This window comes from Nostoc sp. (assembly GCF_036919595.1).
In the GTDB taxonomy this organism is placed as follows: Bacteria; Cyanobacteriota; Cyanobacteriia; order Cyanobacteriales; family Nostocaceae; genus Nostoc.
In genome coordinates, this window is the sequence record NZ_JBALCO010000038.1 from 55244 (window position 1) to 77897 (window position 22654).

Sequence of the window (22654 nt, forward strand, 5' to 3'; positions counted from 1 at the left end):
GTTAGAGTTAAAAATGCAAAATACAAGAAGTGAAAGTTAAAAGAAATAACTTTTCACCTTATTTCTCACTCCTCACTCCTCACTTCCTTAACTTGGCGAGACTCTAGCCACAGGGGCACAACAATTAAGGCAGCGAGGATTAGTAACGCTGCGATCGCAAATTGACCCACCCAAGCAACCAATTGTTCTAAAGAGACAATTTTGCCCGCAAAAAAAGCTAATGTCACCATCAAACTAGCCCAAGCAACTGCTCCTAACAAGTTGTATAAAAAGAATTTTCCAAAGGGCATTTCGGCTATACCAGCTAGTGGTGCAGCAAAAACTCGCAACAACGCCAAAAAACGTCCAAAAAATACTGCTTTAGCAGCATTTTGACTAAATTGATCTTTAATGGTCAGCAGCCGCACTTCCGAAATCCGAAGTATGCTACCAACTTTTACCAGAAAAGGCCAACCGCTAACTCTACCAATCCAATAACCACAAGTGCCACCAATGACAGCACCCATAATCGCGTCACCGAGAACTAGCCAGAAATTTAGTTCATCACTGCCAGCTAGAAATCCGCCCACTAAGGTCACGGTTTCACCAGGAAGAGGAATGCCTAAATTTTCTAGCAAAATTCCCAAAAAAATTGCCCAATACCCGTATATATGGGCGATTTTCTGGATGTTTTCTAGTGAAATCAACTCTAAAGACATCCTGCACCGCCGACTTTACAAATTTTTACTTTTATTATATCTTTGCTTGTTTTTGAGCGGGGTGTCAATCAAACCGCTATATAGAGTCATTTAGTCATTAATTTAATTCTGAATTAACCATAGTTTATAGTCTATGATAACGATGAACTTTTGACTATTAGCTATGCAACTTTTATAACTAAGTATCATAATTTCATGTTTTTTAAAAATTAAAAAATTCATAAAAAATTTATAAATATCTAGTTAAATGATAAAAATATTGTAAAAGATACGGTTGATACCGAAATTGTTAGGCGCTTATGCCTATATTGATGAAAGTTATCACAAATTATACGGCATGAATACTGAATTAATCTCTCTCAACTGCATGACTGCAATTGCCCAAATATCTGGGTAAAACAGTAATTTTGCGGTTGAAAGAGAAAAGGTATTGATGTCTTTTTTCGATTTTTTGTCAAGTGTTCCAACTACCCTATTAAATTTATGACTCTTACACAAGAATTTCAAGTGATTTTGTTTAAACCCCAAGGAAGCATAGATTTGGAAGGCGGTAAGGCTTTAAGTCAACAGATGGCTGGAGTAGTACCCCAAGCTGAGCAACTCTGGGTTATTGACCTAGTAGAAGTTAATTTCATGGACAGTTCTGGGTTAGTCCCTTTAGTAAAAGGGTTAAAAGCTGCACGTCAGAGTGGTTGCCGCTTGGTTTTATGCAATGTGCAAGCTCCTGTACGGCTAATTTTTGAACTTACCCACCTAGATTCAGTGTTTGAAATTTTTCACACTTACGAAGACATTTTTACTGCCGAAAATAATAGTCTGGTGCTAGCACGCTAACTAATAAATCTACCTTTAGAAGGATGGTAGAGTCAATCAATATTTGCATTCTTTCACATTTTCCCAAATGTCCTTACCGAATTTTAGATTTTAAATTTTGGATTTTGGATTGAAGATTCAAAATCCAAAATTTAAAAAGGTATGAAGCCCCCGTTTTATTCGCGAGAATTCTATTATCCAAAATCTAAAATTAATTGACTTTTCAAGTGAATTGATTGCTGAGGTCAATCTAAAATCCAAAATCCAAAATTGATTGACCAAAATCGGTCAAAGCAAATGCAATTCTTTGTGATCCTCCCCAGCCTTTGCAAATTACTCTGAGCTAATTGTTCTATGTCCAATGCAACTAGTGCAAGCAAGCAGGAGGTAAGAAAGGTTAGAATATCAGCCTTTGCGTTATTTCTAACTCTATAGTTATTTTTGCCTTGATGATACTACTTGGATGTCTCCAAGATTTTTTGCTGCGCTAATTTCTTACCTCTTCGATTCCACCATAATCGTAACTTTAGACATTCTGGGGAGTAGAAATGCTAGTTTCTTCGGATGCTGGGCGGGGGAAATTTGGTAAATCAATGCCGCTGTGACTAGCATTGCGAGTTTTGAGTGCTAAACGGTAACTTACACTTTGCAGTTCTGCCTGTAGTTGGCGGTTTTCCCGTTGTAGCATTGCTACTTTTTCTCTGACTGGCGTCATCCGTTCCTCAAACTTGCGACGGTAAATTTGAGGCAACTCTTGTACTACTTGCTCCAACATCCGAGTGCGATCGGTGAGTTCTTGAACTGACTGTCGCAATTGGTAAATTTCAGAGTCACGAGTTGTAATTTGCTCTTGGTAGAACGCCACCTGCTGCTCCACAGCTTGGAGTTGTTCTTGCAAAGCCTGTAACTGGGTCAGATCGCGCTCAACCTCCGGCTGTTGGGGCATAAAACTAGTGTTACCCTTTACCAGCCGGAAGAGTTCTTGAGATAGTTGTTGCACTAATTGATCGCGAAGTTGCAACTCTTGGCGTAGCTGCGATACTTCCGTAGAGAGAACTTGAATATTGGGTGTATCAGATTGGCTCACAGTAGCTTACAGCTCCCATTCAGAATCTTGTCCTCTCTTAGGTATAACTGCGGGAGTACTACCTTTGGCAAGTATTTGTTAATTTAGTATTCCCAGACAAGTCACGAAAAAAGAAAAAGACAAAATTTAATTGAATGAGATTATGTACTGAGGATTGGAGATTGGGGATTGGGAAAACTATCCCCTAGTCTCTATTCCATATCCCTTAGACGATGTTCAAGGAATAAATTAGACTTTACAAACATCTTCTTAGACTGTTGCAGCCACTTTAGCGGGTTTTTCCTCTTTAGCGGGTTTTTCTTGTTCAGCTTCCTGCTTAATTGTCAAATAGCGAATCACTTCTTCACTCAAACGCATGGCGCGTTCAAAAGGGGCGATCGCAGTTGCAGGTGCAGTATAGTTTAACTGGATGTAGATGCCATCGCGGTGTTTTTTGATTTCATAAGCGAGGCGACGCTTACCACGATTTTGAATTTGGATATCCTCGGCACCTTGGTCGCGAAGCAAATTCTGATATTTAGTAACTGCTTGCTCTATCAGTTCGTCTCCCAAGTCAGGACGAAGGATATACATTGTTTCGTAAGTTGTAGTCATATTTCTGAGTCTCCTCATGGACGAAAACGGCTGCTGACACTGATTTATACTTAGGATAAATTTTAAATATCAGTATTAATCAACATCTGAAGCAACAAGGAACTATAATCTTACCAGTTTTCAATTTGAATCATCAGCCAAATCGCCAAGGTTTGGATTTTTTGGATGTCCTTAATGAAAACTAGGTTGGGAGGCTACTGTGATATTTCTTTAGCAAGAAGAATCCAGTTTTTGGCGATCGCCAGCAAATTGATCAAGCTATCAGCTTCGCCAACGGGTATATTTCCCTAAAGGCATCTATAGCGATCGCCTTCAGGTTCAAGGCTGAATCGGTTCGCTAAAAGCTAACTGAGGATTGCTACCCGCTCACAGCAACAAAAAAGCAGATAAAAGGATATTCATCAAGGTTATGGCGCAGCGCTATGTGCGAATTCAAAATCAAGAAGGACAAATTTACTATGGGATACTACAACTATCCCTGAATGTGCAGGTGCTAGATGCTCCGCCCTGGTTAGAAGGACAACCCACTGATTTAACTTTGACACCAGAAGATTACCAAATTCTGGCTCCCTGCGCTCCCTCAAAAATTGTGGCGGTGGGTAAGAATTATGCAGATCATGCAGCCGAAATGGGAACTCCAGTACCTTCTGAGCCACTAATCTTTCTCAAGCCACCTACGTCTATCATCCCATCTGAGAGGGAAATTAAGTATCCTCACCAGTCACAAAGAGTTGACTACGAAGGAGAGTTAGCATTAGTGATTGGCGATTACGCCTATGAATGTACACCAGAGGTAGCCCAAACCAAAATTTGGGGCTACACCATCGCCAATGACGTAACAGCGCGAGATTTACAAAAACAGGATGGTCAATGGACACGAGCTAAAGGTTTTGATACTTTTTGTCCCTTGGGTCCTTGGATTGTGCGGGAATTAAATCCAGGAGCGAGATTGCAGACTTTTGTGAATGACGACGCCAATCCAGTTCAATCTGCCTGTATCAATCAGATGGTCTTTTCCCCCGATGTTCTAGTTTCCTATATCAGTCAGGTTATGACGCTACTACCTGGTGATTTGGTGCTTACAGGTACACCCGAGGGTGTAAGTCCATTGCATCCAGGCGATCACGTCCGCGTAGAAATTGAAGGTATTGGTCGCCTGGAAAACACCGTAGCCGTCCGTTAACTTCTAACGCACTTGCATATACACTGCATCGGAAATCGCCGGAATTTCCGCATAACGTCCGCTCAACGACTGGATAACTGAATATCCAACTGCTGCCACTATCCCTAAAAATATGGTGTTGGCTACTGTTTCTATTGCAAAGCCAGTACCAGGAACCTTTCCTAAAGCTCCTACCAGTATGGAACATAAAAATATAACTATGTCCAAAAGAATTGCCTGCATTGTGTTGAAACGAATGAAGTGACTGATTTTTTCGTTTCTTACCACCAATAGCAACAACGCAAAAAACACAATTATTTGTCCAAATTGTCCTAAACTACCGTAAATTATTAACACTGGTTGCAGTGGTAAAAGCAGGACTTTTAGTGCTGGAAACTGATTCAACAAAAAGCTGCCAAAAACTAAACCATCAATTAGGGGCAGCAAATAAGGCAAGGAAGCAAAAATCCGATCTGAAACCGTTGTAGACCCACGCCAAGACATTATGCGTTCTCCTATGGTGAAATTTTTATAGTTACTTGAGCTTAGGATAACGCAGTTAGTTGGTCTTGCTGGCAAATTCAACTATTCTATATGGGCGATGCGAAAGCCCATCATACACTCGTACTGGTCTGGCTGCTGTTGAGTAATTTTGCGAATGGCTTGACCACAGCGCAGTTTACCCCCACGCCAACGGGGTTGACCGCTCCCGTCAGCAAGTAAACAAGACTGGCAAACTTGCTCAGGGGCAAGGATTTGCTTGTCCATTAAAATCACTAGCATCGAATCCCTCTTGTAAATCCTCATTGTCACCCACATTCACTCAGGGGAGGACATGCTTTATCGCGGTTTGAACCGCTTGAGGTAGGTTGAGCGCGTTTTACATAGTGGTTTGTTGTGATTGGCGATGGCGCTTTGCACCCGGCGTGAGCGATCGCAGAGGACACTTAAGAGGCACATCCTAGCTCTTGATAGCAAAAATATGGGCAATCACAATTCAATAAAAATTATCAAGTAAATCTTAATTTACTGTATCTTGTGTCTATTGCAAATTAAATTTTCAGTAAAAAATAATACAATAATATTCGTGCAAGGTTGAGTAGAGACAACCAATGGTATTCATTGCATTCCTGTTTATTTAGCACTGGAGAGCGTCAAAGTTAATATTCAGGAAACAACAAAAGCTTTATGCACAAGCAAGACGACGAATCAGTAAAATTCCCTTGATGTGACTAGTTAAAGTGCGAGAACTCAAGTAAGTAAAACTGAGTTAAGTTGATAGTCATTTAAGTGATGCATTTACAAATTACTGAGGTAAACTTGCAAGCAAGGTAATACACAATATTACTAAGCGACTCGTCGGTCTGAACATCACTTACAATGGAACACTGGCAATTTCTGATACAGAAACAAGGCGCTCGCTCGTGGCATATCCTAGAATCGCCAAATTTGCAAATTTTGGAAGGGCATTATAGAGTTTTAGCTCGTTCTAACCTTCCGAATACAGACGTGGAAGTGCGGGTAACTCACTCTTCAACCCATGAAGTTCAACCAAAGCAGCGAATTTTCAAGCGATCGCGTCGCACTAATTCAGAAGGCTTAATGGCACTAATTCCCTTTACCTACTTCGCTCCGGGAGTTTGGGAGTTGCGCTGTAGCGGCGATTTGATGTCGGATCTGCTGGGTAAATCTTGGCAATACAGTGTCCAACTTCAAGTCTTGTCCCAGGAAGGAGAGGGGGAGCAGGGGGAGAATGTAGAATCAAATTCACCTGCTCACCTAGATTCTGTTTCTGAAAACTTGGAATGCACTGCCCCAGTAGAACCCGCAGTTACGTTAGATAAAGCGATCGCTATTTCCACAGAACTGGCAATTGCTACAGAGAGCAACCCTGCTACTATTGATCTGCCAGAAGAGAACTTGGAATCTACTGTCCCACCAGAATCGGCAATTACGTTAGATAAAGCGATCGCTGTCTCCACAGAAGTGGCAATTACTACAGACAGTAAGCTTATTACCACTGTTCTGATAGATGAAACAGAAGAAGATATAGTTAGCGATCAGCCTGTGAGTCCTGTGTGGCTCAAAGGTGAGACAGTAGAGCAGATTTTACAAAATTTAATAGATTTAGCTTTGCCCACCTCTGAACCCCTACCCAAAGATGAAAAGGTTATAGATTCTCCAGCAACACAACCACCGCCACCATTACTGCTAACTTTAGGTGAGGATACTTACATTGCTCGTTGGGGACAAGCTCTTACAATCAATGGACATGTAGAACTCAAAGAAAAGACAAATCTAGATCAGGCTGAAACATTATCCCCAAAAAGCCTGCGGGCACTTGAACTAGGAATTGAACTGCGATCGCCCAATAACTCAAAAATCTTGACCCAGGTACGGCAACCCTTACCAGATCAGGAGTTGCCCTTCACCATCAATACCTCAATTGATATTCCTGCTGACTGTGAATCTAAGTTAATTTTGGCAGATATCAGTTTGTATGGTAGATTCGCCGATGTTGCTCAAGTCATCCGGTTAGCCAGCCAGTCGTTCACCATTACAGCAGATGTAACAGAATTACTGGCAATCACAGCCGCAGCAAAATCTAGTACATCCTTAAATAACCCTATACCATCTGACTCGTCTACTGCTTTCACGGAGCCGGAAAGCGCTGTGAGGATCGATTTGAAACTATTCAATCTGGTCAAGATTCCAAAAACAGACCAGTCTCAGATCCTTAATCCATCCCCAAGTACACCCCTACCACCGCAAATTAACCTGCAAGTTCTGCGAGAAACCACTCTGCGGACATCTAACTTAAAGAATTCAGCCACTTCGCCTCAATTACCGAAATTGCCACCTGTTCAAACTGATGTTAACCCTGCCACAGATGTTGTTACAGAACCCTCTACACAGGAGGAGCTTTTAGAAAAGGATACTCCTATAGCTATCATCAACTTGGAGCAGTTGGTCATCAAGCAACGTCGAATGCCAATACTCGACGCTACTTTTCCATACTTGAGACGGTTACAAGCTTTGCCGGGTGATGCAGAGAAAGTAAAAAACAATGTCCCCCCAGATGCATTGGAAGTTCAAACGGCTGAAGACTTCCCGCAGTTGGAGGCAATTATAGCTGAAGATGAAAATACACCTGAATTAGTGGTAGGTGATGCACAATTCCAGGAAGAATCTGTTGCTGCACTAGAAGCCCAGTTAAATGCACAATTCCAGGAAGAATCTGTTGCTGTACTAGAAGCCCAGCCAAATGCACAGTTCCAGGAAGAATCTATTGCTGCACTAGAAGCCCAGCCAAATGCACAATTGATTAAAACAGGTAACCTTTATTCATCTCCTCTGCTCAGGAAGTGGATGCAGAGCCAAGGATACTCTTTGCCTGAATCTATCAATGAACTGGAATCTGAAGACTACGATAACTATGTTCCAGCCCAGGAAACCCAGCTTTCTCCTAGTGCTGAAACTCCCAATTTTGATGTCAACTTGCCGTTAAGCCTGGATGCTGATATAGAGACACAGGAAGAAGCCCAAGAGGCGGTTTTTGAGCTTGGGAACTTTGGGGAAGATGTAGACACAGCAAAGGAAACTGATCTAGAGACAGGGGAAAATACGCTAGGAGAAAAAGTATCTGAACCAACACTCTCAATGGCTCTGGTAAGACAACTACCGCCTCCCCCTCCTCCGATAAAAATAAATATAGCGTCAGCTTGGTTGGCGCAAGAAATCGTTGTAGATGACATATATAGTGAACTGGAAGCCGAGGCGAAGACGAATTACTCCTTTGAAGAACAGAAGCAACCACCGTTAGGTCTATCTCCTTCTCTACCCATTACTGCGGCAGCCATTGAGCCTTTACCAATTCCACAACTGCATGTACCAGAAGGCGAACTAATCGCCGGCAAGTATATCAAAGTGCGCGTAGTACTGCCTGAAATACCTTCACAAGTGGTTATCAAGTTATGGGTTGAAGATTATCAAACTCGCTGGTTACTAGATGGGCCCCATTTATTGACAAATTTACTACCTAATGCATTGGGAGGGTTGGAAGTTATGACCCTATTAAACATTCCCTTTGGCTGTTTGGAAATTCGCTTAGAAGCGATCGCACTTGATCTGACAACCCAACAGGAGAGTCACAAAGTTACAATAGTGCGAACTGTGATTCCTCCTGACTTGCCAAACTTGCAGCTAGATGAACTCCTGGGTATGTGATAGCCAGGAACGAGTAACTTAGGAATCAGCAGGATCAGGGGGACAAGGAGGATAAAGAAAGAGTTTTTTCACTTAAGAGTCCTCATCTGCCAATATTGACTGTGTTAAAAATATGAAATAATTTCAAAAATCTGGCAGAATTTGCAGTAAGCTCATTTTGAATTGTAATGTGATTTGATAGGAACCTTTACTATGGCAGCTTATTTTTTGCCTTCTATCTTGGCTAGTACTTCGTACTTGCCCTCTATCTTCATTCCCATAATTGGTTGGGTTTTGCCAGGTGTAGTCTTCGCATTTCTATTTTTATACATTGAAAGCGACGATATCAGTGATATTTAACTGATGTAGTCATTAGGAGCCACTGCGTTGCTCTGGTTTTCAGAGTTGTACTCCTGCTCAAAAGTCAGCTAGCAAGAGCGTCTCACGCCACTTGTTACAACTCTTGTCACCACGGCGCAGTGGCTCCCCTTCTCCCAAAAGGAGAAGCAAGTAGTGTTCATTAGTCAAGTTTTCGCACAAGCGAGAGTTATTAATTCTGTCGGATACGTTTATTTACCAAAATTAATACCGCCCATCTCTATGAGACAGGCGGTTTTTTTAACGTCGATTTCTCAACAAATGCTAGAAAATCCTAACTTATAGTGTTCGGTTCAAACTAACTAATGTTAAATCGAAGAACCAAGTCCGGCGTAAGCACCATAAAAGAAAATGCCCAAGACTGTAATTACACCTAAACCTGCGATCGTAGCGACGACCCACAGGGGAATTCTCCCACTTCCAGACACAGCTTCTCTCCTCCCTTAACAACAAATCAATACAGGTTCAATAAACAAAAATTAACAACAGTAGTTCCAGTTAGTTAAAGAAGTAACTGGAAAACAGAATCCCCAGAACGAAAATGAATAGTAGTCCCAGGTATAGGGAAGTCCGGTTTAGTTCAACCGGCTGATTATTGGGATTGGGCGATCTTTCGGCCATAATTGCTCCTAACGGTGAATAAATTGCATTGCAGCGATCGCGCCTAAAAAGAATACAGTTGGCACACCTAAAGTGTGAACTGCCAGCCATCTAACGGTAAAAATTGGATAGGTAACTGGTTGATTGATGTTATTGCTGCTAGTCATGATCTCAAACTACTTTCCGATAAATTGTTCAACTTGTTTTTTAGCTTCAAAACGGTTCTTCACAATTGGCACTTCTTGGCGTGCTGGTGTGAAATACTCATTGGGACGAGGTGTGCCAAAAGCATCATAAGCCAGCCCAGTTTGCACAAATAGCCAACCTGCAATAAACAATGCTGGGATAGTGATGCTGTGAATTACCCAGTAACGAACGCTGGTAATGATGTCCGAAAACGGACGTTCTCCAGTGGTACCTGACATTAGATCCCTACCTTTACATAGAGTGTTATTGAGTTTATTATCCTACAAAGTTAAGAAAGAGTTACAAGTTGCAACGTTCTTCTCAGAAATAAGATATCGGGCATGGGGCATGGGACATTTGGTATTGCTTATTGTTCCTCATCTTCCCCACTCTCTACTTCTTACTTTCCACTCCCCACTCCCTCTGCCTCTTGGGTAACTAAGCAGCCTCTGCTGGGGAAGTTGTTTCAGGATTTGGTAAATATTTGAGCAAAACGCCGCGATCGCCAATTATAAATCCCCGTTCTGGCTCTAAGAACACTATCTTATACAAATTAGCAGCAACTTCTTCCACTGCACGGTCTTTTTCCCAGGTTTTGCCACCGTCGCCACTCCGTAGCAAATTACCGCTACCGCCACCTATCCAAATTTCATTGGGTGTGCGATATGCCAAATCCAGTAAACCCCAACTGGTGGATACTTCTGGATATTTTGCTTTTTGCCACTCTTCAGGTTTAGTTGGGTCACTAAACTGAATTTGGCCTCCCCTAGCTAGTAACCACAATCGCCCATTGTCAGTAAATCCCATGTTTTCTAGCCGCCGAGAACTATTGCGGTTATGGGGTACCCAAGCATCTTGTCCAGGTTCCCAAGTCGAGTAGAAACTACCCTTAGCGGAAACTGCAATATATTTACCATCAGCAGAACGTTCCAAGTTACGTACCACACCTACTGCTGATTCTACCTGAGCTTTCCAGTTTTTGCCGCCATCTGTGGTCTTATATATTGCTCCGACATCAGTAGCCATTTCAGCTGTTTTGTCTGCCAGTGCCTTAATTGCGATCGGGCTACCTGGTAGCTTTTCACTCAGGGGAATACGTGACCAAGAACCACCTTCATCGGTAGTATGCAGCAACAGTCCAGGCTCTCCGGCAATCCAGCCTTCTTTTCCTGCAAAACTTACTGAGTCAAAGCGATACTTTTGCTCATCCAGTTGCAATATTATCGGCTTCCAGGTATTACCACTGTCATTGGTTTCTAACAGGGTAGCATTGCTACCTACTAAGTAGCCATGCTCAGGGTTATTAGTAAAAGCAATATCCAGTAGATTCGAGTCTGTTGGCACAGAAATGATTTTCCAAGGGTTGTAGCTAACAGATGGGATTTTGCTACAACCTATACACATGAGGATTACTATCAACAAGGCAGCTATCCGTTGCCAACCTTTCACAATTGAATGCATTAGTATTTCTTAAGTTGTTTCTAAATTTCTGTAGCTGTTCTCTAAAAGGTTTACTGATACTTTTCTGCTAACATTTGCAAACATTTACATAAGTTGAGCAGATTCATCTCAACCAAGGCGTATCAACCGATGCATAAAAACAAGTTTTATACACACACTCTTACTTTTTTGCTTTTAGCGTAATTCTTGCTTTGAGAAGCAACATGTTTGCGATTACTTGCTGTAACACCTCAGAGGCAACTTATCAGTATATAGGTTGCTTGACGTTACGGATTCTCACCTGATATCTGATATTTTATCAGAGAATACACTGTTAATCAATGTAAAAAAGTGATCATTTTTTAGCTTAATTAAACGCTCTATGGAATAGGTAAAATAACATATTTGTGTGATTATAATCACACAACCAATAATGAAAATCTCTTTCCCTACTCACTACTCCGTGTTTCTGAGATAACGGCTGTCATTGTAAACCGTAGAGACTGATAAAAAACAAGAAGCCAAGAGCCAAAGCACCAAAAATTAGGATATTCTTTTGGGTTGGCGTTAGGTTATTGACACCCAAACCGTAACCGAGATTTTCTTTAAAGCCGGATGCAGTACCCGCAGGGCCGATGTTAGCAAAAGCGGTCTTCTTCGCGGCACAAACTGGACAGCGCCAATCTATGGGCAGTTCTACAAAGGTTGTCCCTGAAGCAATATCATCTTTGTCGTCTCCCTTTTCCGGTTCGTAAACATAACCGCAGGCTCGACACTCGTAGCGGTCTAACACCGAAGTCTCAACAGCTGGTTCGCTCATGGCTAAGGCCTCGCAGAGGAGAAATCTTAAATATACGTTAAAAATTATGACATAATTGTTAGACTTTTCTATCACTATCAAAAGCGAATTAAATACTTGAAGTGCATCTGTTTGCCAGATTTCAGAAAAGTCAAACAGATATAATGTAAAAGAAAGTAACGTAATTCAAGGGATTGGGCATTGGGGATTAGGCATTGGGCATGGGGCATGGGAAAGAAAAGTTCTTTGTCTCCCTACTCCAAAGTCCCTATAGCGTAGGCGTAGCCCGCCGTAGGCATCGCTCGTGTGTATGCAATACACTCTGACATTACTTGCATTCCTCTCTCCTAAAAGGAGAGAAGCTTTGATGCTTGTTCCGTTTCCCTACAAGGGTTGGGGCTGGGGGTTAGGTCTGTATTGAACTCAATCCAGAAGCGCTCTAGTCCCTAATCTCTAGTCGTCAGTACCCAATCTCCAGTCACTACTTAAAATACTCCATAAGCGGTAGATACTCATTGTGTTTGTCCTCAGCGGTTACGAGTACCTTCTAGGCTTTTTCATCATCTGTAGCCTAGTGCCTGCCTTAGCGCTCTCAGCATCCAAGCTCCTACGACCCAGTGGTTACAGCCCCGAACGGCACACCACCTATGAATCTGGTATGGAACCCATCGGGGGAGCCTGGATTCAATTCAACATCCGCTACTACATGTTTGCTCTGGTCTTCGTCGTCTTTGATGTGGAGACTGTATTCTTGTATCCTTGGGCGGTAGCTTTCCACCGTTTGGGGCTATTAGCATTTATTGAAGCGCTAGTCTTTATTGCAATTCTTGTAGTCGCCTTAGTTTACGCATGGCGTAAAGGAGCTTTGGAATGGTCTTGAATTCTAACTTAACAACCCAGGACAAAGAGCGAATCATCAACCCTATTGAGCGGACTAATGTCACTCAAGACCTTTCAGAAAACGTCATTTTGACCACGGTTGATGATCTCTACGACTGGGCGCGGCTTTCTAGTCTGTGGCCGTTACTATTTGGTACTGCTTGCTGCTTTATTGAGTTTGCAGCTTTAATTGGTTCCCGATTTGACTTTGACCGTTTTGGACTAATTCCCCGTTCTAGCCCCCGCCAAGCCGATTTAATTATTACGGCAGGGACTATTACGATGAAGATGGCTCCCCAACTGGTGCGTCTTTATGAACAAATGCCAGAGCCGAAGTATGTAATTGCGATGGGAGCTTGCACAATTACTGGCGGGATGTTCAGCGTTGATTCCCCCACGGCAGTGCGTGGAGTCGATAAACTGATTCCTGTGGATGTGTATTTGCCTGGTTGTCCTCCCCGTCCAGAAGCAATTATCGACGCAATCATTAAGCTGCGGAAGAAAATCGCCAATGAATCGATGCAAGAGCGGTATAAAATTAAGCAAACCCATCGGTACTACAGCACGACTCATAACCTAAAGCCAGTAGAGGAAATCTTAACTGGTAAGTATTTGCAGTCAGATACTCGCTCTGCACCACCGAAGGAATTGGCAGAAGCGATCGGTATGCCAATACCACCTGCACTGCTGACAGCAAAGGCGCAAAAGGAGGAACAAACCCGTGGCTGAAGAAGAATCTAAATCAGTACCAGCAGACGAAGAAGAATCTAAACCGGTAGCAGCGGCCAAAGAAGAGTCATTGGTACAAGCCGGTAAAGTTTCCCAGTGGTTGACGGAAAATGGCTTTGACCATGAGTTTTTAGCACCAGACAAGAATGGTGTAGAGATAATTAAAGTGGGGGCAGATTTCTTGCTTCCCACTGCTACAGCCCTTTATGCTTATGGGTTTAATTATCTCCAGTTTCAAGGTGGTGTTGACCTTGGCCCAGGACAGGAATTGGTGAGTGTATATCATTTGAATAAAGTCGGTGATAATAGCGATCGCCCCGAAGAAGTACGCTTAAAGGTGTTCTTACCACGGGAAAACCCCGTAGTGCCTTCTGTGTACTGGATTTGGAAGACCGCAGATTGGCAAGAGCGCGAGTCTTACGATATGTTCGGCATTATCTACGAAGGACACCCAAATCTCAAGCGGCTTTTGATGCCGGAAGATTGGGTAGGTTGGCCTTTGCGGAAGGATTACATCTCGCCTGATTTCTACGAGTTGCAGGACGCTTATTAGATAGCGCTGAATAGAGACGCAATGAATCGCGTCTGTACAATATAGTGCTGAGTTTCGGCAGTGATTAACCCCTTTCCGGTGGCGGAGAGGGGTTATGTTTTTTTTTATGCATAGGCGCTTCGTCTTCCCGCAGGGTAGGGGCGCAAAGGGAAGCGCAGAGGTTCGCAAAGGAGGGAGAGGTGCTATATTCAGTGAGATTTTTTAGTAATTGGAATCGCTATCTCTACCGTTGTATCTATATTTTAGGACTTACGCATCATACATATGTACTATACGGGATTTGGGCTTTTGAACCATATCTAACACCCAACACAGTCAATCTGCGACCAAATCAGGGTTGTGTTCAGCGTCTGAAACGTTCATTTTGCATAAACCATATTATGGTTAATTTGTACAGTGCGTAAGTCCTAATTTGTGGGAAAATTTCATCTAAATATTTAAAGTAATATGTCAGAAACACCTCAAGACGACGGCATTTGGATTGTGACGGATGAAACGCCGCAAATATCGATTCCTGATGGTGCTAAAGGCGGGAGTGGTAATACACGTAGCTGGGGAGACGAAACTAACAGGGAAAGCACTGGTAGTAAAGGGGTAGGAGATGCCGTTAAGGTTAGCGCTCAAACATTAGAGCAAAATATGAGTCACTTTCTCGAACTCGTGGGGAGTTTGTTTAGTCAAGCTCAACAGCACGCAAAAGTCAACTCCAAGATGCAGCTAGATGAAATTGAGTTGTCGGTAGAAATTAGTGCAAATGGAGAAGTTAAATTAATTGGCAGTGGTGTCAAAGCTGGGAGTAAAGGAGCGATTAAGCTGAAGTTCAAACGCCGAGAATCACAGTGAGATGGCAAAAAATTGGGCGATCTCGATCGGAATTAACCAGTATGATTATCTGCAACCGCTAAACTATGCCAAGCGAGATGCACAGTTAATGCAGGAGTTTCTGAGCAAGGAAGCAGGATTTGAGCGGATATTCTTCTTCTGTGATGACTCCCCTGAACTTGCTGGAAAATCGACTCGCCCAACTCGCACTAACTTGCTGCGAGTCTTGCGGCAGTTATTTGACAATCCCTTTATGGGAGCAGGAGATAATTTCTGGTTTTTCTTCAGTGGGCATGGGATAAGATACGCTGACCGTGATTATCTCATGCCCTGTGATGGCGATCCAGAGGATATTGAAAATACGGCAATTGCGATTAACTTTGTGACTGAACGCCTGCGTCGCTGCGGTGCTGATAACGTTGTCTTGATTCTGGATGCTTGTCGCAATGAAGGCAAAAAAACAGGTGAAGGAATTGGGCGACAAACCGCCCAAGAAGCACGTCAACAAGGAGTTATCAGCATTTTTTCTTGTATTCCTCAAGAGTATTCTTATGAAATTGAGGCTTTAAAACAAGGTGCTTTTACTACTGCATTACTAGAAGGGTTAGGAATTCAAGGTAAATGCGCTACTGTTGAACGATTGGATCAATATCTTAAGTTTCGCGTGCCTGAACTGGTTCGCCAGTATAAGAATACAAGGCAAACGCCTTATGTGATTGCTGAACCTGTAAATAAATCCCACCTAATACTTGTGCCACGATATGCAACTCTAGCAGATATCGCCACGTTGAAAAATGATGCTTACCAAGCAGAAGTAGACAGGAATTTAGATTTAGCAGAGCAATTATGGATTCGGGTATTAGCTGCGGCTTCAGGGCAGGATATGGACGCAATCAGAGCAATTCAAAGAATTGAAAGGTTGCGGTGGGAACCTCAAAAACCATCTTCACCACAACCTCGTCCTAGTATTGAAAATTCTGCCAAGGGAGAATCTACAGTTGAAAAAAATCCCTTACAAACCTTTCAATTTGAAGTTGTGACGGTAAATGCACAAGGCAATATTGCCAACCGCCGTAATGAGGAAGTGAAATATTTTGAAGAAGATTTAGGCAATGGTGTCACCTTTACGATGGGTTCACCAGCAGGGGAAGCGGAACGACATTCAGATGAAAGTCCACAGCATCAGGTAACAGTTCCTGGGTTCTTCATGGGAAAATATGCAGTTACCCAGGAGCAGTATCAAGCAATTATGGGTAGTAACATTAACATTTTTCAAAAAATTATAGGTAATAACAATAATCCTTCCAATTTTAAAGGTGATAAGCTACCTGTAGAAAAAGTAAGTTGGGATGAGGCGGTAGAGTTTTGTAAAAAACTAAACCAGAAGACAAGACGTAAATATAGATTACCTAGCGAAGCTGAATGGGAATATGCTTGTCGCGCGGGGACAACTACGCCGTTTTATTTTGGTGAAACGATTACCAGAGATTTAGTTAACTACAACGGTAACTATCCTTACGGCTCTGCACCAAAAGGTGAATATCGTCAACAAACAACAGATGTAGGAAAATTTCCGCCAAACTCTTTCGGTTTGTACGATATGCATGGTAATGTATGGGAATGGTGTCAAGATGTATATAATGACAATTACCAGGGTGCGCCAAAAGACGGTAGTGCGTGGCTGACTGGTAAAGATAATAACAGTATGCTGCTGCGTGGCGGTTGTTGGTACTACTTCGCCAGGCATTGCCGTTCTGCCCTTCGCCCTGGGCGCGCGCGCGTCGTAGCAACCATGTTGGTTTTCGCGTGGTGGCGGTGGCTGTGGCGTGAGGATTCCTTGCCCTTTGCACTCCTTATTCTTTTCCCTTCTTTACTTTCCGCCGTAGGCGGTTAAAAATTTTTTTTAAGAAAGTTGTATCTTGATATCAGAACTATCATACACTACATTTAATCAGATTTCTCACTTAGTTTGAGAGTTTGAGGATGGGGCAGGTCGTTTTTAGCTGCTGCGTGGCGGTAGTTGGAACAACAACGCCAGGAATTGCCGTTCTGCCAATCGCAATAGGAACGCGCGCGCGAATCGTAACAACAATGTTGGTTTTCGCGTGGTGGCGGTGGCTGTGGCGTGAGTACTCCCCATTGTCAGAGTTGGTAAGTGGGAATTTATCGAGCGTACACCAGGGAGTCCAGACCTGAACCAGCGAGGAAGGCGACAACCTCCGAATATAAAACCGAGTCGGATAGCTTGGTAGGTTGCAAAACCGAACAGTTGTTCGACTCAATTAATTCTGCGACATTTAAAAGAAACTTCTAAAATTTAGCTCATTTTTAATTGTTCTAACTTTTGTTTAATCAAAATTTCAACTTCTTCAATCTCAGCATTCGACTTTGGGATGTCAAAAGTCTCTGGAGACGCTTCAGATGTAAAGCGCTCAACAAAAGCACGAAACGCTGCTTTGTTGTCGGGGTGAGCAATGACGAAGGCTCTTAACTCAGTTTTGCTCATGCTGCTAAATTCTGGCTCAATCACAAGAACCTCCAAAGACCATTGCGATAGATTTCTACCTCTATGTTATCTCCTGCCAAAATAAACACATTAACTGTTTGTTCATCGAGGCGGACAATGTAAATAGGAGTGAATGTATTGGTCAAAGATTGACATAGTATGACACACCTGATGCCTTGTTCAGCAGTTGGCAAGATTTGTATACCTCATAACCGCATAGCTTGGAATCAGAATAGCAGGTAAGGGTAAATATCAAACCATCTCTGTTGTAAATTGATAAGGCAGTGCTTCTCAATCTCGCCATCAAATATCACGACAAAATCTGTCACAATCTTACTCTAAGGTTCTGTTTCTGGTAGCTTGAGAAACTCATCTAAAGTTATCGATTTAGATGGGGTTTGTAGCATTAGGGCTTTCTTGTAAAAAAGAGTTTGATTAGCTTTATATTAGTTTTAATGGTGCGTTGACCTTTGTGACAACGCACCATTATCTAAAGAAACAGCGAGTCTAAACAATCACTTCACAGATGTCACTGTTTGGTTTACTAGTGGACGTGCTTTTTTACGATCTGACCTGCGCGTTCCACCAGCCATTTCATACTCATCACTATTTTTGCCATAGCGAGATGCAACATTCAACAGCATCTGCTCAGTATAAATATTTAACTCACGTTCTGTTTCTATTAATGCATTGTGTGTCTTATCTACTATTGTTTGTGCTTGATTATAAGCGGCTAACTTTTCTCGTAATTCAATTACTTTAGTGTTGTAAGTAGCAATTGAAAACCCATTGCTAAAGTCTAACTGAGAGTTAATTGTCTGCATTCCTTCAATCCGTCGTTCAGCTTTGGTCAGTGCTATGGAGTTTCGTTTGCGTTGTGTCATATAGTTTTCCTGTTTGGATTAATTTATAAATAACCCCGAATTTAAACACTGAGTTATTTATATATCATTAAAATACGCAATAAGCAGATGCAGCAGCCACAGTGAAGTTACAGAATTATAAAAGCATTGGATGGCATTAACCAACTAGATAGATGCAGGTATATTTGCTGAAATTCGTTGAGAAAAGCTAGTTTAGAAGTCGCAAAAGCTCGTTTAAAAGTCGCAAAAGCTAGTTTAGAAGTCGCAAAAGCTGGTTTAGAAGTCGCAAAAGCTAGTTTAAAAGTCGCAAAAGCTGGTTTAGAAGTCGCAAAAGCTGGTTTAGAAGTCGCAAAAGCTAGTTTAGAAGTTGCAAAAGCTAGTTTAGAAGTCGCAAAAGCTAGTTTGGTGAAAGTTATTCAAATAATTCCATAACGCTTAATTAGCTTAACAGAACAACCCTACGGATTTATCCGTGGGGTTGCGACTATTACCGCAAGGCAAAATTAAAATAATGCTTTTTAGCGCCGTGTGCAACTTTCTTTCAAACCTAACCCCCAGCCTCTTCCCTTGGAGCAAGAATCAAAGCCTCTCTCCGTTTCGGGGCGCGGTGTCGAATTACCCCCTTAATCCCCCCTTTCCAAGAGGGGAAACAAGAAATCAGTTCCCTCCCCTTAGTAACAACAGCTACCCATCGTATCGGCTAGAGGGGATGAGACGAAGCATACTAAAAATTTATTTTTATAACTGAAAATTTTATTTGATTTATGTGTTAAGTAGCTTTCAGGATGTTATCTGTATAATCTATCATTCAGTTTAAATTATCGAATGTATAATCTATCATTCAGTCTTATTAATTATTCACCTCTGTTACTTATTCATAGGTTGAAATTTGGGGATTAGAGCATCTCTTTTTAAGACATAACATACCACTCACCTAGTAGTTATTTATTAACGAAATTTGAAAAATTATGTAGGCATACTCTATCTTAGACATTACCTAAACTTTTACTTCAAAAATCATGAGCCATTATATGGATAGTTAGCATGTTAACGGCACCATCCAATGTCTCAAGACTTATTAAACTCCTTTCAAGAAGCATACAGCAATCTCGAACTGTTTCCGTTGATGGAACGGAACGAAATGGAAAGATTTAGAGTCGAATATGGTGATGATTTGATTGCAGACCTTAACCAATTAGTGGAAGATAGTCCGAATGGAGATGGCAAAATTGTCTTTACAGGACATCGGGGATGTGGTAAGTCCACTTTATTAGCTGAGTTTAGCAGACAAATTCAAAATAAATATTTTGTAGTTCTATTTTCTATTGCTGACAAAATTGAAATGTCGGCTGTTAACCATATTAATATCCTGTTTGCGATCGCAGTTAATTTAATGACCGAGGCAGAAGCACGCAAAGTTGATATTCCGCAATCTACTAAAGAAGCTCTTTATAAGTGGTTTGCTACCCGCACTCGCACTGAAGAATTAAATTTACAAGCAGAAGCTAGTATAGGTTTTGACCTCTTAAAATTGATTAGCTCTAAATTAAAAGCTGATGCTAGCGTTCGGGATGAAATTAAGCAAGAATTTGAACGTAAATTATCAGATTTAGTTGCCAGAATTAATGAAATTGCTGCTCTAATTCAAACTGCAACTCAACAAAACGTTTTAGTAATTATTGATGATTTAGATAAACTTGACTTAGGAAGAGTTAACGAAATTTATCGAGATAACATTAAAGCTCTCTGCCAACCTAACTTTCAAATTATCTACACTATCCCGATCGCAGTTCTTCGGGAAACATTTCTCAGTACAATAATTACCACTGAAACTAACGACCAAGTTGTGGCAATGCCTGTCTTAAAAATCTTTGAGAAAGGTAAAAATCGGTTCCCTAATGCCCAACCTCGCCTAGAGGCAACAAAGATTCTCGGTGAAGTTTTACAAAAGCGGATTTCCAGTGAATTAATCACAGCAGAAACTGCTGAAAAAATTGTGATTTCTAGTGGTGGTGTATTGCGAGAGTTAATTCGTATTTCTAAGGAATGTTGCCGGATTTGTTTGCGGATGATTCGGCGAAATCCCTCAGCAGAAGTTATCATTAATGATAAAGTTTTACTTCAAGCAATCAATAAAATCCGCAATGATTTTTCCATCCGTTTAGGAAAAGCTGATATAGATATTTTGCAGAGTGTTTACGAACAATTTATGCCCAATGACCCCAAACAAGCAGAGTTTTTGGATTTGCTACATGGGCTGTATGTTCTAGAATATCGCACTGATGAAACTTGGTACGATGTTCATCCAATTATTATCGAAAGCTTGAGAAGACAGGGAGCTATTAATGTTAAATGAAGAATTCTTAGAGGACGAAGGAGAAAATCAAGATGCGTATGATGATTTAATTGTTTCTATTGAAGCTCAAAAACGGGGATTAAATTTACTGATTGCAGTTTGCAATGATACAAACTTTCGTGATGAAATTATTGCCCAGTATGAAGCTGAACTACAACCCGCTTTCCGTCTATATCGAGTGACTTTAGCACGTCAGGAACCTAGCCTCAAAGCTGTTCTTAACCAACTGGTACAACAAAAAGAATATCTTCATCAGCATAACCAGGCGGTGATCACTGTGACAGGTGCTGAACAACTTTATTTTCTCAGATTAGGAAAAGAGCAATCAGAACAGGAGAAATTTTTTGGTTACTTACAGTGGACAAGAGAAGGATTGCGCGAGTTTCCTTTTGCGATCGTGCTTTGGGTAACTAACCAAATTTTAGTCAACCTGATTAAAAAAGCCCCTGACTTTTGGAGTTGGCGTAATGGTGTATTTCGGTTTGAATCTAAAAAGACGAATGCTATTCCTGGTAAAGAACTAGAACATATACGGTTTGTTTTTAGAGACACGGAATTAGCTAGCACAGATACTAATCAAGATAACTCCTTTTTCTTACCCATCCAAGATTTACAAGGATTAATCGAGAAAGTAGAACAGGAACGGGGAACTAAAGATCCCAGCTTGGCTACCTTATATTCAAGGTTGGGTGATATTTACCGCAGCAGATTAGATCGGGGTGAATCTCAAAATTATCAAGAAGAACAGGAATTAGCAATTAAGTATTGGCGTCAGGCGAGTGAATTGCAAAATGAATTAGGTTTGCAGATAGACTTAGCTACTAGCTTCAACAATTTAGCAGGACTATACCGTGCAACAGGACGCTACAACCAAGCAGAACCACTATATCAACAAGCTTTGGAACTGACGAAACGTCTTTTGGGAGACAACCATCCTTCTTTTGCTACTAGCCTGAATAATTTGGCGGGACTCTATAAATCTACTGGACAATATAGTAAAGCGGAACTCCTATATCAACAAGCTTTAGAACTGAGGAAACGCCTGTGCGGAGAAAACCATGCTGATGTCGCCGCCAGTCTCAACGATTTGGCATTACTATATGATGAACAAGGACGTTATGACGAAGCAGAACCTCTGTATCTGCAATCATTAGAACTCGAAAAAAGTCTGCTTGGCGAAAATCATCTTTCTTTCGCTCATATACTGAATAATTTAGCGCTACTTTATTATCATCAAGGACGTTATAGTGAAGCTGAACCATTGTCGCAACAAGCAATAGAACTAGATAAGCGATTTTTGGGAGAAGAGAATCCTGATGTTGCAACAGATTTGCATAATTTAGGTTTAATATACCGCGCTCAAGGACGTTACGACCAAGCCGAACCTTTGTTTTTGCAATCATTGGAACTTAAGCAGCGTCTATTGCAAAAGGCGCATCCACTTTTAGCAGACACTATCTATGCTCTTGGTTATATGTACAGGGAGCAGGGGCGTTACAATGAAGCGGAACCTTTATGTATAAAAGCCTTAGAACTTGATAAGCACCTATTGGGAGAAAATCATCCCAATGTTGCCGAAAGTCTCAATAATCTGGCAGAAATTTATCGTGAAACTGGACGTTATAGTGAAGCGAAACCGCTTTATTTGCAAGCTTTAGATATTTGTGAACGAGTCTGGGGTGTTAATCATATTCGTAGTCTCAATATTCGTCAAAATTTAGAAAAACTTGCCGCAGCAATGCAGAATAATGGAGAGTGTGATCGCATTGCATAGAGCAAAAACATCATTTTTGATTAAGCTAAACGCTAAAATACAATAAAAAAATGGGATATTCTCATTTTGAGACTCTAATCTAGAGATAGCAAAATGGCTAAAGATGTTTTCCATCAACCTGACTTTTCCCGTTAAGTCTTGAAAGGCTTACTAGTAAAGGATTTAAGAAACAGCACAGCAAATACGGTAAAGTAATTGCAATCGAGTGC

27 protein-coding genes are annotated in these 22654 nt (G+C 41.5%); 13 read left to right on the forward strand and 14 right to left on the reverse strand.

The window, feature by feature from the left end; all coding sequences use genetic code 11:
• Positions 1-65: 65 nt before the first annotated feature.
• Positions 66-698, reverse strand: a complete 633-nt coding sequence (locus tag V7K21_RS04840; protein ID WP_335172050.1) for a DedA family protein — start codon at positions 696-698, stop codon at positions 66-68.
• A gap of 483 nt (positions 699-1181) precedes the next feature.
• Between V7K21_RS04840 and V7K21_RS04845 the strand changes: the two genes are divergently transcribed.
• A complete protein-coding gene (locus V7K21_RS04845) occupies positions 1182-1532 on the forward strand; it encodes an STAS domain-containing protein (RefSeq protein WP_335172052.1) in 351 nt (116 codons plus the stop codon).
• Between the two features lie 505 nt (positions 1533-2037).
• Here V7K21_RS04845 and V7K21_RS04850 read toward each other — a convergent pair.
• On the reverse strand, positions 2038-2598 hold the full coding sequence (locus V7K21_RS04850; protein WP_335172055.1) for an Npun_F5560 family protein: 561 nt from the start codon (positions 2596-2598) through the stop codon (positions 2038-2040).
• 249 nt (positions 2599-2847) lie between these two features.
• On the reverse strand, positions 2848-3192 hold the full coding sequence (gene rpsF, locus V7K21_RS04855; protein WP_335172057.1) for a 30S ribosomal protein S6: 345 nt from the start codon (positions 3190-3192) through the stop codon (positions 2848-2850).
• A gap of 409 nt (positions 3193-3601) precedes the next feature.
• On the opposite strand from rpsF, the gene V7K21_RS04860 reads away from it, so the two are divergent.
• Positions 3602-4375, forward strand: coding sequence for a fumarylacetoacetate hydrolase family protein (locus V7K21_RS04860; RefSeq protein WP_335172059.1), 774 nt, complete (start codon positions 3602-3604; stop codon positions 4373-4375).
• Positions 4376-4378: 3 nt separating this feature from the next.
• On the opposite strand, the gene V7K21_RS04865 is transcribed toward V7K21_RS04860, so the two are convergent.
• Positions 4379-4858: a Tic20 family protein gene (locus V7K21_RS04865; protein ID WP_335172062.1), complete on the reverse strand. Its 480-nt coding sequence runs from the start codon at positions 4856-4858 to the stop codon at positions 4379-4381.
• 81 nt (positions 4859-4939) lie between these two features.
• Positions 4940-5137 carry a hypothetical protein gene (locus V7K21_RS04870; protein ID WP_335172064.1) on the reverse strand — a complete coding sequence of 66 codons (198 nt, stop codon included), beginning with the start codon at positions 5135-5137 and terminating at the stop codon, positions 4940-4942.
• A 597-nt stretch (positions 5138-5734) separates the two neighbouring features.
• Between V7K21_RS04870 and V7K21_RS04875 the strand changes: the two genes are divergently transcribed.
• Both V7K21_RS04875 and psaI read left to right on the forward strand, forming a co-directional pair.
• Positions 5735-8581, forward strand: a complete 2847-nt coding sequence (locus tag V7K21_RS04875; RefSeq protein WP_335172066.1) for a hypothetical protein — start codon at positions 5735-5737, stop codon at positions 8579-8581.
• Positions 8582-8773: 192 nt separating this feature from the next.
• Positions 8774-8920, forward strand: a complete 147-nt coding sequence (psaI, locus tag V7K21_RS04880) for a photosystem I reaction center subunit VIII (protein ID WP_273762117.1) — start codon at positions 8774-8776, stop codon at positions 8918-8920.
• A gap of 326 nt (positions 8921-9246) precedes the next feature.
• On the opposite strand, the gene V7K21_RS04885 is transcribed toward psaI, so the two are convergent.
• From V7K21_RS04885 to V7K21_RS04910, 6 genes are all read right to left on the reverse strand, one after another.
• A complete protein-coding gene (locus V7K21_RS04885; RefSeq protein ID WP_096591750.1) occupies positions 9247-9366 on the reverse strand; it encodes a photosystem II reaction center protein J in 120 nt (39 codons plus the stop codon).
• Between the two features lie 70 nt (positions 9367-9436).
• Positions 9437-9559 (reverse strand): photosystem II reaction center protein L, encoded by a 123-nt coding sequence (locus tag V7K21_RS04890; RefSeq protein ID WP_335045246.1) that lies wholly within the window; start codon positions 9557-9559, stop codon positions 9437-9439.
• Between the two features lie 8 nt (positions 9560-9567).
• Positions 9568-9705 carry a cytochrome b559 subunit beta gene (psbF, locus tag V7K21_RS04895; RefSeq protein WP_174708531.1) on the reverse strand — a complete coding sequence of 46 codons (138 nt, stop codon included), beginning with the start codon at positions 9703-9705 and terminating at the stop codon, positions 9568-9570.
• 9 nt (positions 9706-9714) lie between these two features.
• Positions 9715-9963: a cytochrome b559 subunit alpha gene (psbE, locus tag V7K21_RS04900; RefSeq protein WP_069071322.1), complete on the reverse strand. Its 249-nt coding sequence runs from the start codon at positions 9961-9963 to the stop codon at positions 9715-9717.
• A gap of 199 nt (positions 9964-10162) precedes the next feature.
• Positions 10163-11185 (reverse strand): photosynthesis system II assembly factor Ycf48, encoded by a 1023-nt coding sequence (locus V7K21_RS04905; protein WP_335172068.1) that lies wholly within the window; start codon positions 11183-11185, stop codon positions 10163-10165.
• 463 nt (positions 11186-11648) lie between these two features.
• Positions 11649-11984: a rubredoxin gene (locus tag V7K21_RS04910; protein ID WP_335172070.1), complete on the reverse strand. Its 336-nt coding sequence runs from the start codon at positions 11982-11984 to the stop codon at positions 11649-11651.
• A 496-nt stretch (positions 11985-12480) separates the two neighbouring features.
• On the opposite strand from V7K21_RS04910, the gene ndhC reads away from it, so the two are divergent.
• From ndhC to V7K21_RS04940, 6 genes are all read left to right on the forward strand, one after another.
• Positions 12481-12843 (forward strand): photosynthetic/respiratory NAD(P)H-quinone oxidoreductase subunit C, encoded by a 363-nt coding sequence (gene ndhC, locus V7K21_RS04915; protein WP_196526961.1) that lies wholly within the window; start codon positions 12481-12483, stop codon positions 12841-12843.
• Entirely contained in the window at positions 12834-13571 is a 738-nt protein-coding gene (gene ndhK, locus V7K21_RS04920; RefSeq protein WP_335083396.1) for a photosynthetic/respiratory NAD(P)H-quinone oxidoreductase subunit K, read from the forward strand. The genes ndhC and ndhK overlap by 10 nt, the downstream gene beginning before the upstream one ends.
• Positions 13564-14124 carry an NAD(P)H-quinone oxidoreductase subunit J gene (locus V7K21_RS04925; RefSeq protein WP_335172072.1) on the forward strand — a complete coding sequence of 187 codons (561 nt, stop codon included), beginning with the start codon at positions 13564-13566 and terminating at the stop codon, positions 14122-14124. Before ndhK ends, V7K21_RS04925 begins: the two co-directional genes overlap by 8 nt.
• A gap of 447 nt (positions 14125-14571) precedes the next feature.
• The gene (locus V7K21_RS04930) at positions 14572-14967 is read left to right on the forward strand and encodes a Pepco domain-containing protein (protein ID WP_335172074.1); all 396 of its coding nucleotides are present in this window, start codon (positions 14572-14574) and stop codon (positions 14965-14967) included.
• A gap of 1 nt (position 14968) precedes the next feature.
• Positions 14969-16840, forward strand: a complete 1872-nt coding sequence (locus V7K21_RS04935) for an SUMF1/EgtB/PvdO family nonheme iron enzyme (protein WP_442948848.1) — start codon at positions 14969-14971, stop codon at positions 16838-16840.
• 112 nt (positions 16841-16952) lie between these two features.
• On the forward strand, positions 16953-17075 hold the full coding sequence (locus V7K21_RS04940; RefSeq protein ID WP_334706216.1) for a hypothetical protein: 123 nt from the start codon (positions 16953-16955) through the stop codon (positions 17073-17075).
• A 188-nt stretch (positions 17076-17263) separates the two neighbouring features.
• Here V7K21_RS04940 and V7K21_RS04945 read toward each other — a convergent pair whose 3' ends face one another.
• From V7K21_RS04945 to V7K21_RS04955, 3 genes are all read right to left on the reverse strand, one after another.
• Positions 17264-17476 (reverse strand): DUF6887 family protein, encoded by a 213-nt coding sequence (locus V7K21_RS04945; RefSeq protein WP_335172076.1) that lies wholly within the window; start codon positions 17474-17476, stop codon positions 17264-17266.
• Complete coding sequence (locus V7K21_RS04950) at positions 17473-17646, reverse strand: DUF6888 family protein (RefSeq protein ID WP_335172078.1); 174 nt, start codon at positions 17644-17646, stop codon at positions 17473-17475. The genes V7K21_RS04945 and V7K21_RS04950 overlap by 4 nt, the downstream gene beginning before the upstream one ends.
• A gap of 321 nt (positions 17647-17967) precedes the next feature.
• The gene (locus V7K21_RS04955) at positions 17968-18336 is read right to left on the reverse strand and encodes a hypothetical protein (protein WP_335172080.1); all 369 of its coding nucleotides are present in this window, start codon (positions 18334-18336) and stop codon (positions 17968-17970) included.
• Positions 18337-18513: 177 nt separating this feature from the next.
• Here V7K21_RS04955 and V7K21_RS04960 point away from each other — a divergent pair, with 177 nt between their 5' ends.
• The 3 genes from V7K21_RS04960 (at position 18514) to V7K21_RS04970 (ending at position 22445) form a co-directional block, all read left to right on the forward strand.
• A complete protein-coding gene (locus V7K21_RS04960; protein ID WP_335172082.1) occupies positions 18514-18747 on the forward strand; it encodes a hypothetical protein in 234 nt (77 codons plus the stop codon).
• Positions 18748-19378: 631 nt separating this feature from the next.
• Entirely contained in the window at positions 19379-20671 is a 1293-nt protein-coding gene (locus V7K21_RS04965; RefSeq protein ID WP_335172084.1) for an ATP-binding protein, read from the forward strand.
• The gene (locus tag V7K21_RS04970; protein ID WP_335172085.1) at positions 20661-22445 is read left to right on the forward strand and encodes a tetratricopeptide repeat protein; all 1785 of its coding nucleotides are present in this window, start codon (positions 20661-20663) and stop codon (positions 22443-22445) included. Before V7K21_RS04965 ends, V7K21_RS04970 begins: the two co-directional genes overlap by 11 nt.
• The last annotated feature ends 209 nt before the right edge of the window (positions 22446-22654 follow it).

Bases quoted from the DNA above. Each gene is read 5' to 3' on its own strand.
- V7K21_RS04840 (WP_335172050.1), bottom strand. From the start codon at position 698: ATGTCTTTAGAGTTGATTTCACTAGAAAACATCCAGAAAATCGCCCAT.
- V7K21_RS04845 (WP_335172052.1), top strand. From the start codon at position 1,182: ATGACTCTTACACAAGAATTTCAAGTGATTTTGTTTAAACCCCAAGGA.
- rpsF (WP_335172057.1), bottom strand. From the start codon at position 3,192: ATGACTACAACTTACGAAACAATGTATATCCTTCGTCCTGACTTGGGA.
- V7K21_RS04860 (WP_335172059.1), top strand. From the start codon at position 3,602: ATGGCGCAGCGCTATGTGCGAATTCAAAATCAAGAAGGACAAATTTAC.
- V7K21_RS04865 (WP_335172062.1), bottom strand. From the start codon at position 4,858: ATGTCTTGGCGTGGGTCTACAACGGTTTCAGATCGGATTTTTGCTTCC.
- V7K21_RS04870 (WP_335172064.1), bottom strand. From the start codon at position 5,137: ATGCTAGTGATTTTAATGGACAAGCAAATCCTTGCCCCTGAGCAAGTT.
- V7K21_RS04875 (WP_335172066.1), top strand. From the start codon at position 5,735: ATGGAACACTGGCAATTTCTGATACAGAAACAAGGCGCTCGCTCGTGG.
- psaI (WP_273762117.1), top strand. From the start codon at position 8,774: ATGGCAGCTTATTTTTTGCCTTCTATCTTGGCTAGTACTTCGTACTTG.
- V7K21_RS04890 (WP_335045246.1), bottom strand. From the start codon at position 9,559: ATGGCCGAAAGATCGCCCAATCCCAATAATCAGCCGGTTGAACTAAAC.
- psbF (WP_174708531.1), bottom strand. From the start codon at position 9,705: ATGACTAGCAGCAATAACATCAATCAACCAGTTACCTATCCAATTTTT.
- psbE (WP_069071322.1), bottom strand. From the start codon at position 9,963: ATGTCAGGTACCACTGGAGAACGTCCGTTTTCGGACATCATTACCAGC.
- V7K21_RS04905 (WP_335172068.1), bottom strand. From the start codon at position 11,185: ATGCATTCAATTGTGAAAGGTTGGCAACGGATAGCTGCCTTGTTGATA.
- V7K21_RS04910 (WP_335172070.1), bottom strand. From the start codon at position 11,984: ATGAGCGAACCAGCTGTTGAGACTTCGGTGTTAGACCGCTACGAGTGT.
- ndhK (WP_335083396.1), top strand. From the start codon at position 12,834: ATGGTCTTGAATTCTAACTTAACAACCCAGGACAAAGAGCGAATCATC.
- V7K21_RS04930 (WP_335172074.1), top strand. From the start codon at position 14,572: ATGTCAGAAACACCTCAAGACGACGGCATTTGGATTGTGACGGATGAA.
- V7K21_RS04935 (WP_442948848.1), top strand. From the start codon at position 14,969: ATGGCAAAAAATTGGGCGATCTCGATCGGAATTAACCAGTATGATTAT.
- V7K21_RS04955 (WP_335172080.1), bottom strand. From the start codon at position 18,336: ATGACACAACGCAAACGAAACTCCATAGCACTGACCAAAGCTGAACGA.
- V7K21_RS04965 (WP_335172084.1), top strand. From the start codon at position 19,379: ATGTCTCAAGACTTATTAAACTCCTTTCAAGAAGCATACAGCAATCTC.
- V7K21_RS04970 (WP_335172085.1), top strand. From the start codon at position 20,661: ATGTTAAATGAAGAATTCTTAGAGGACGAAGGAGAAAATCAAGATGCG.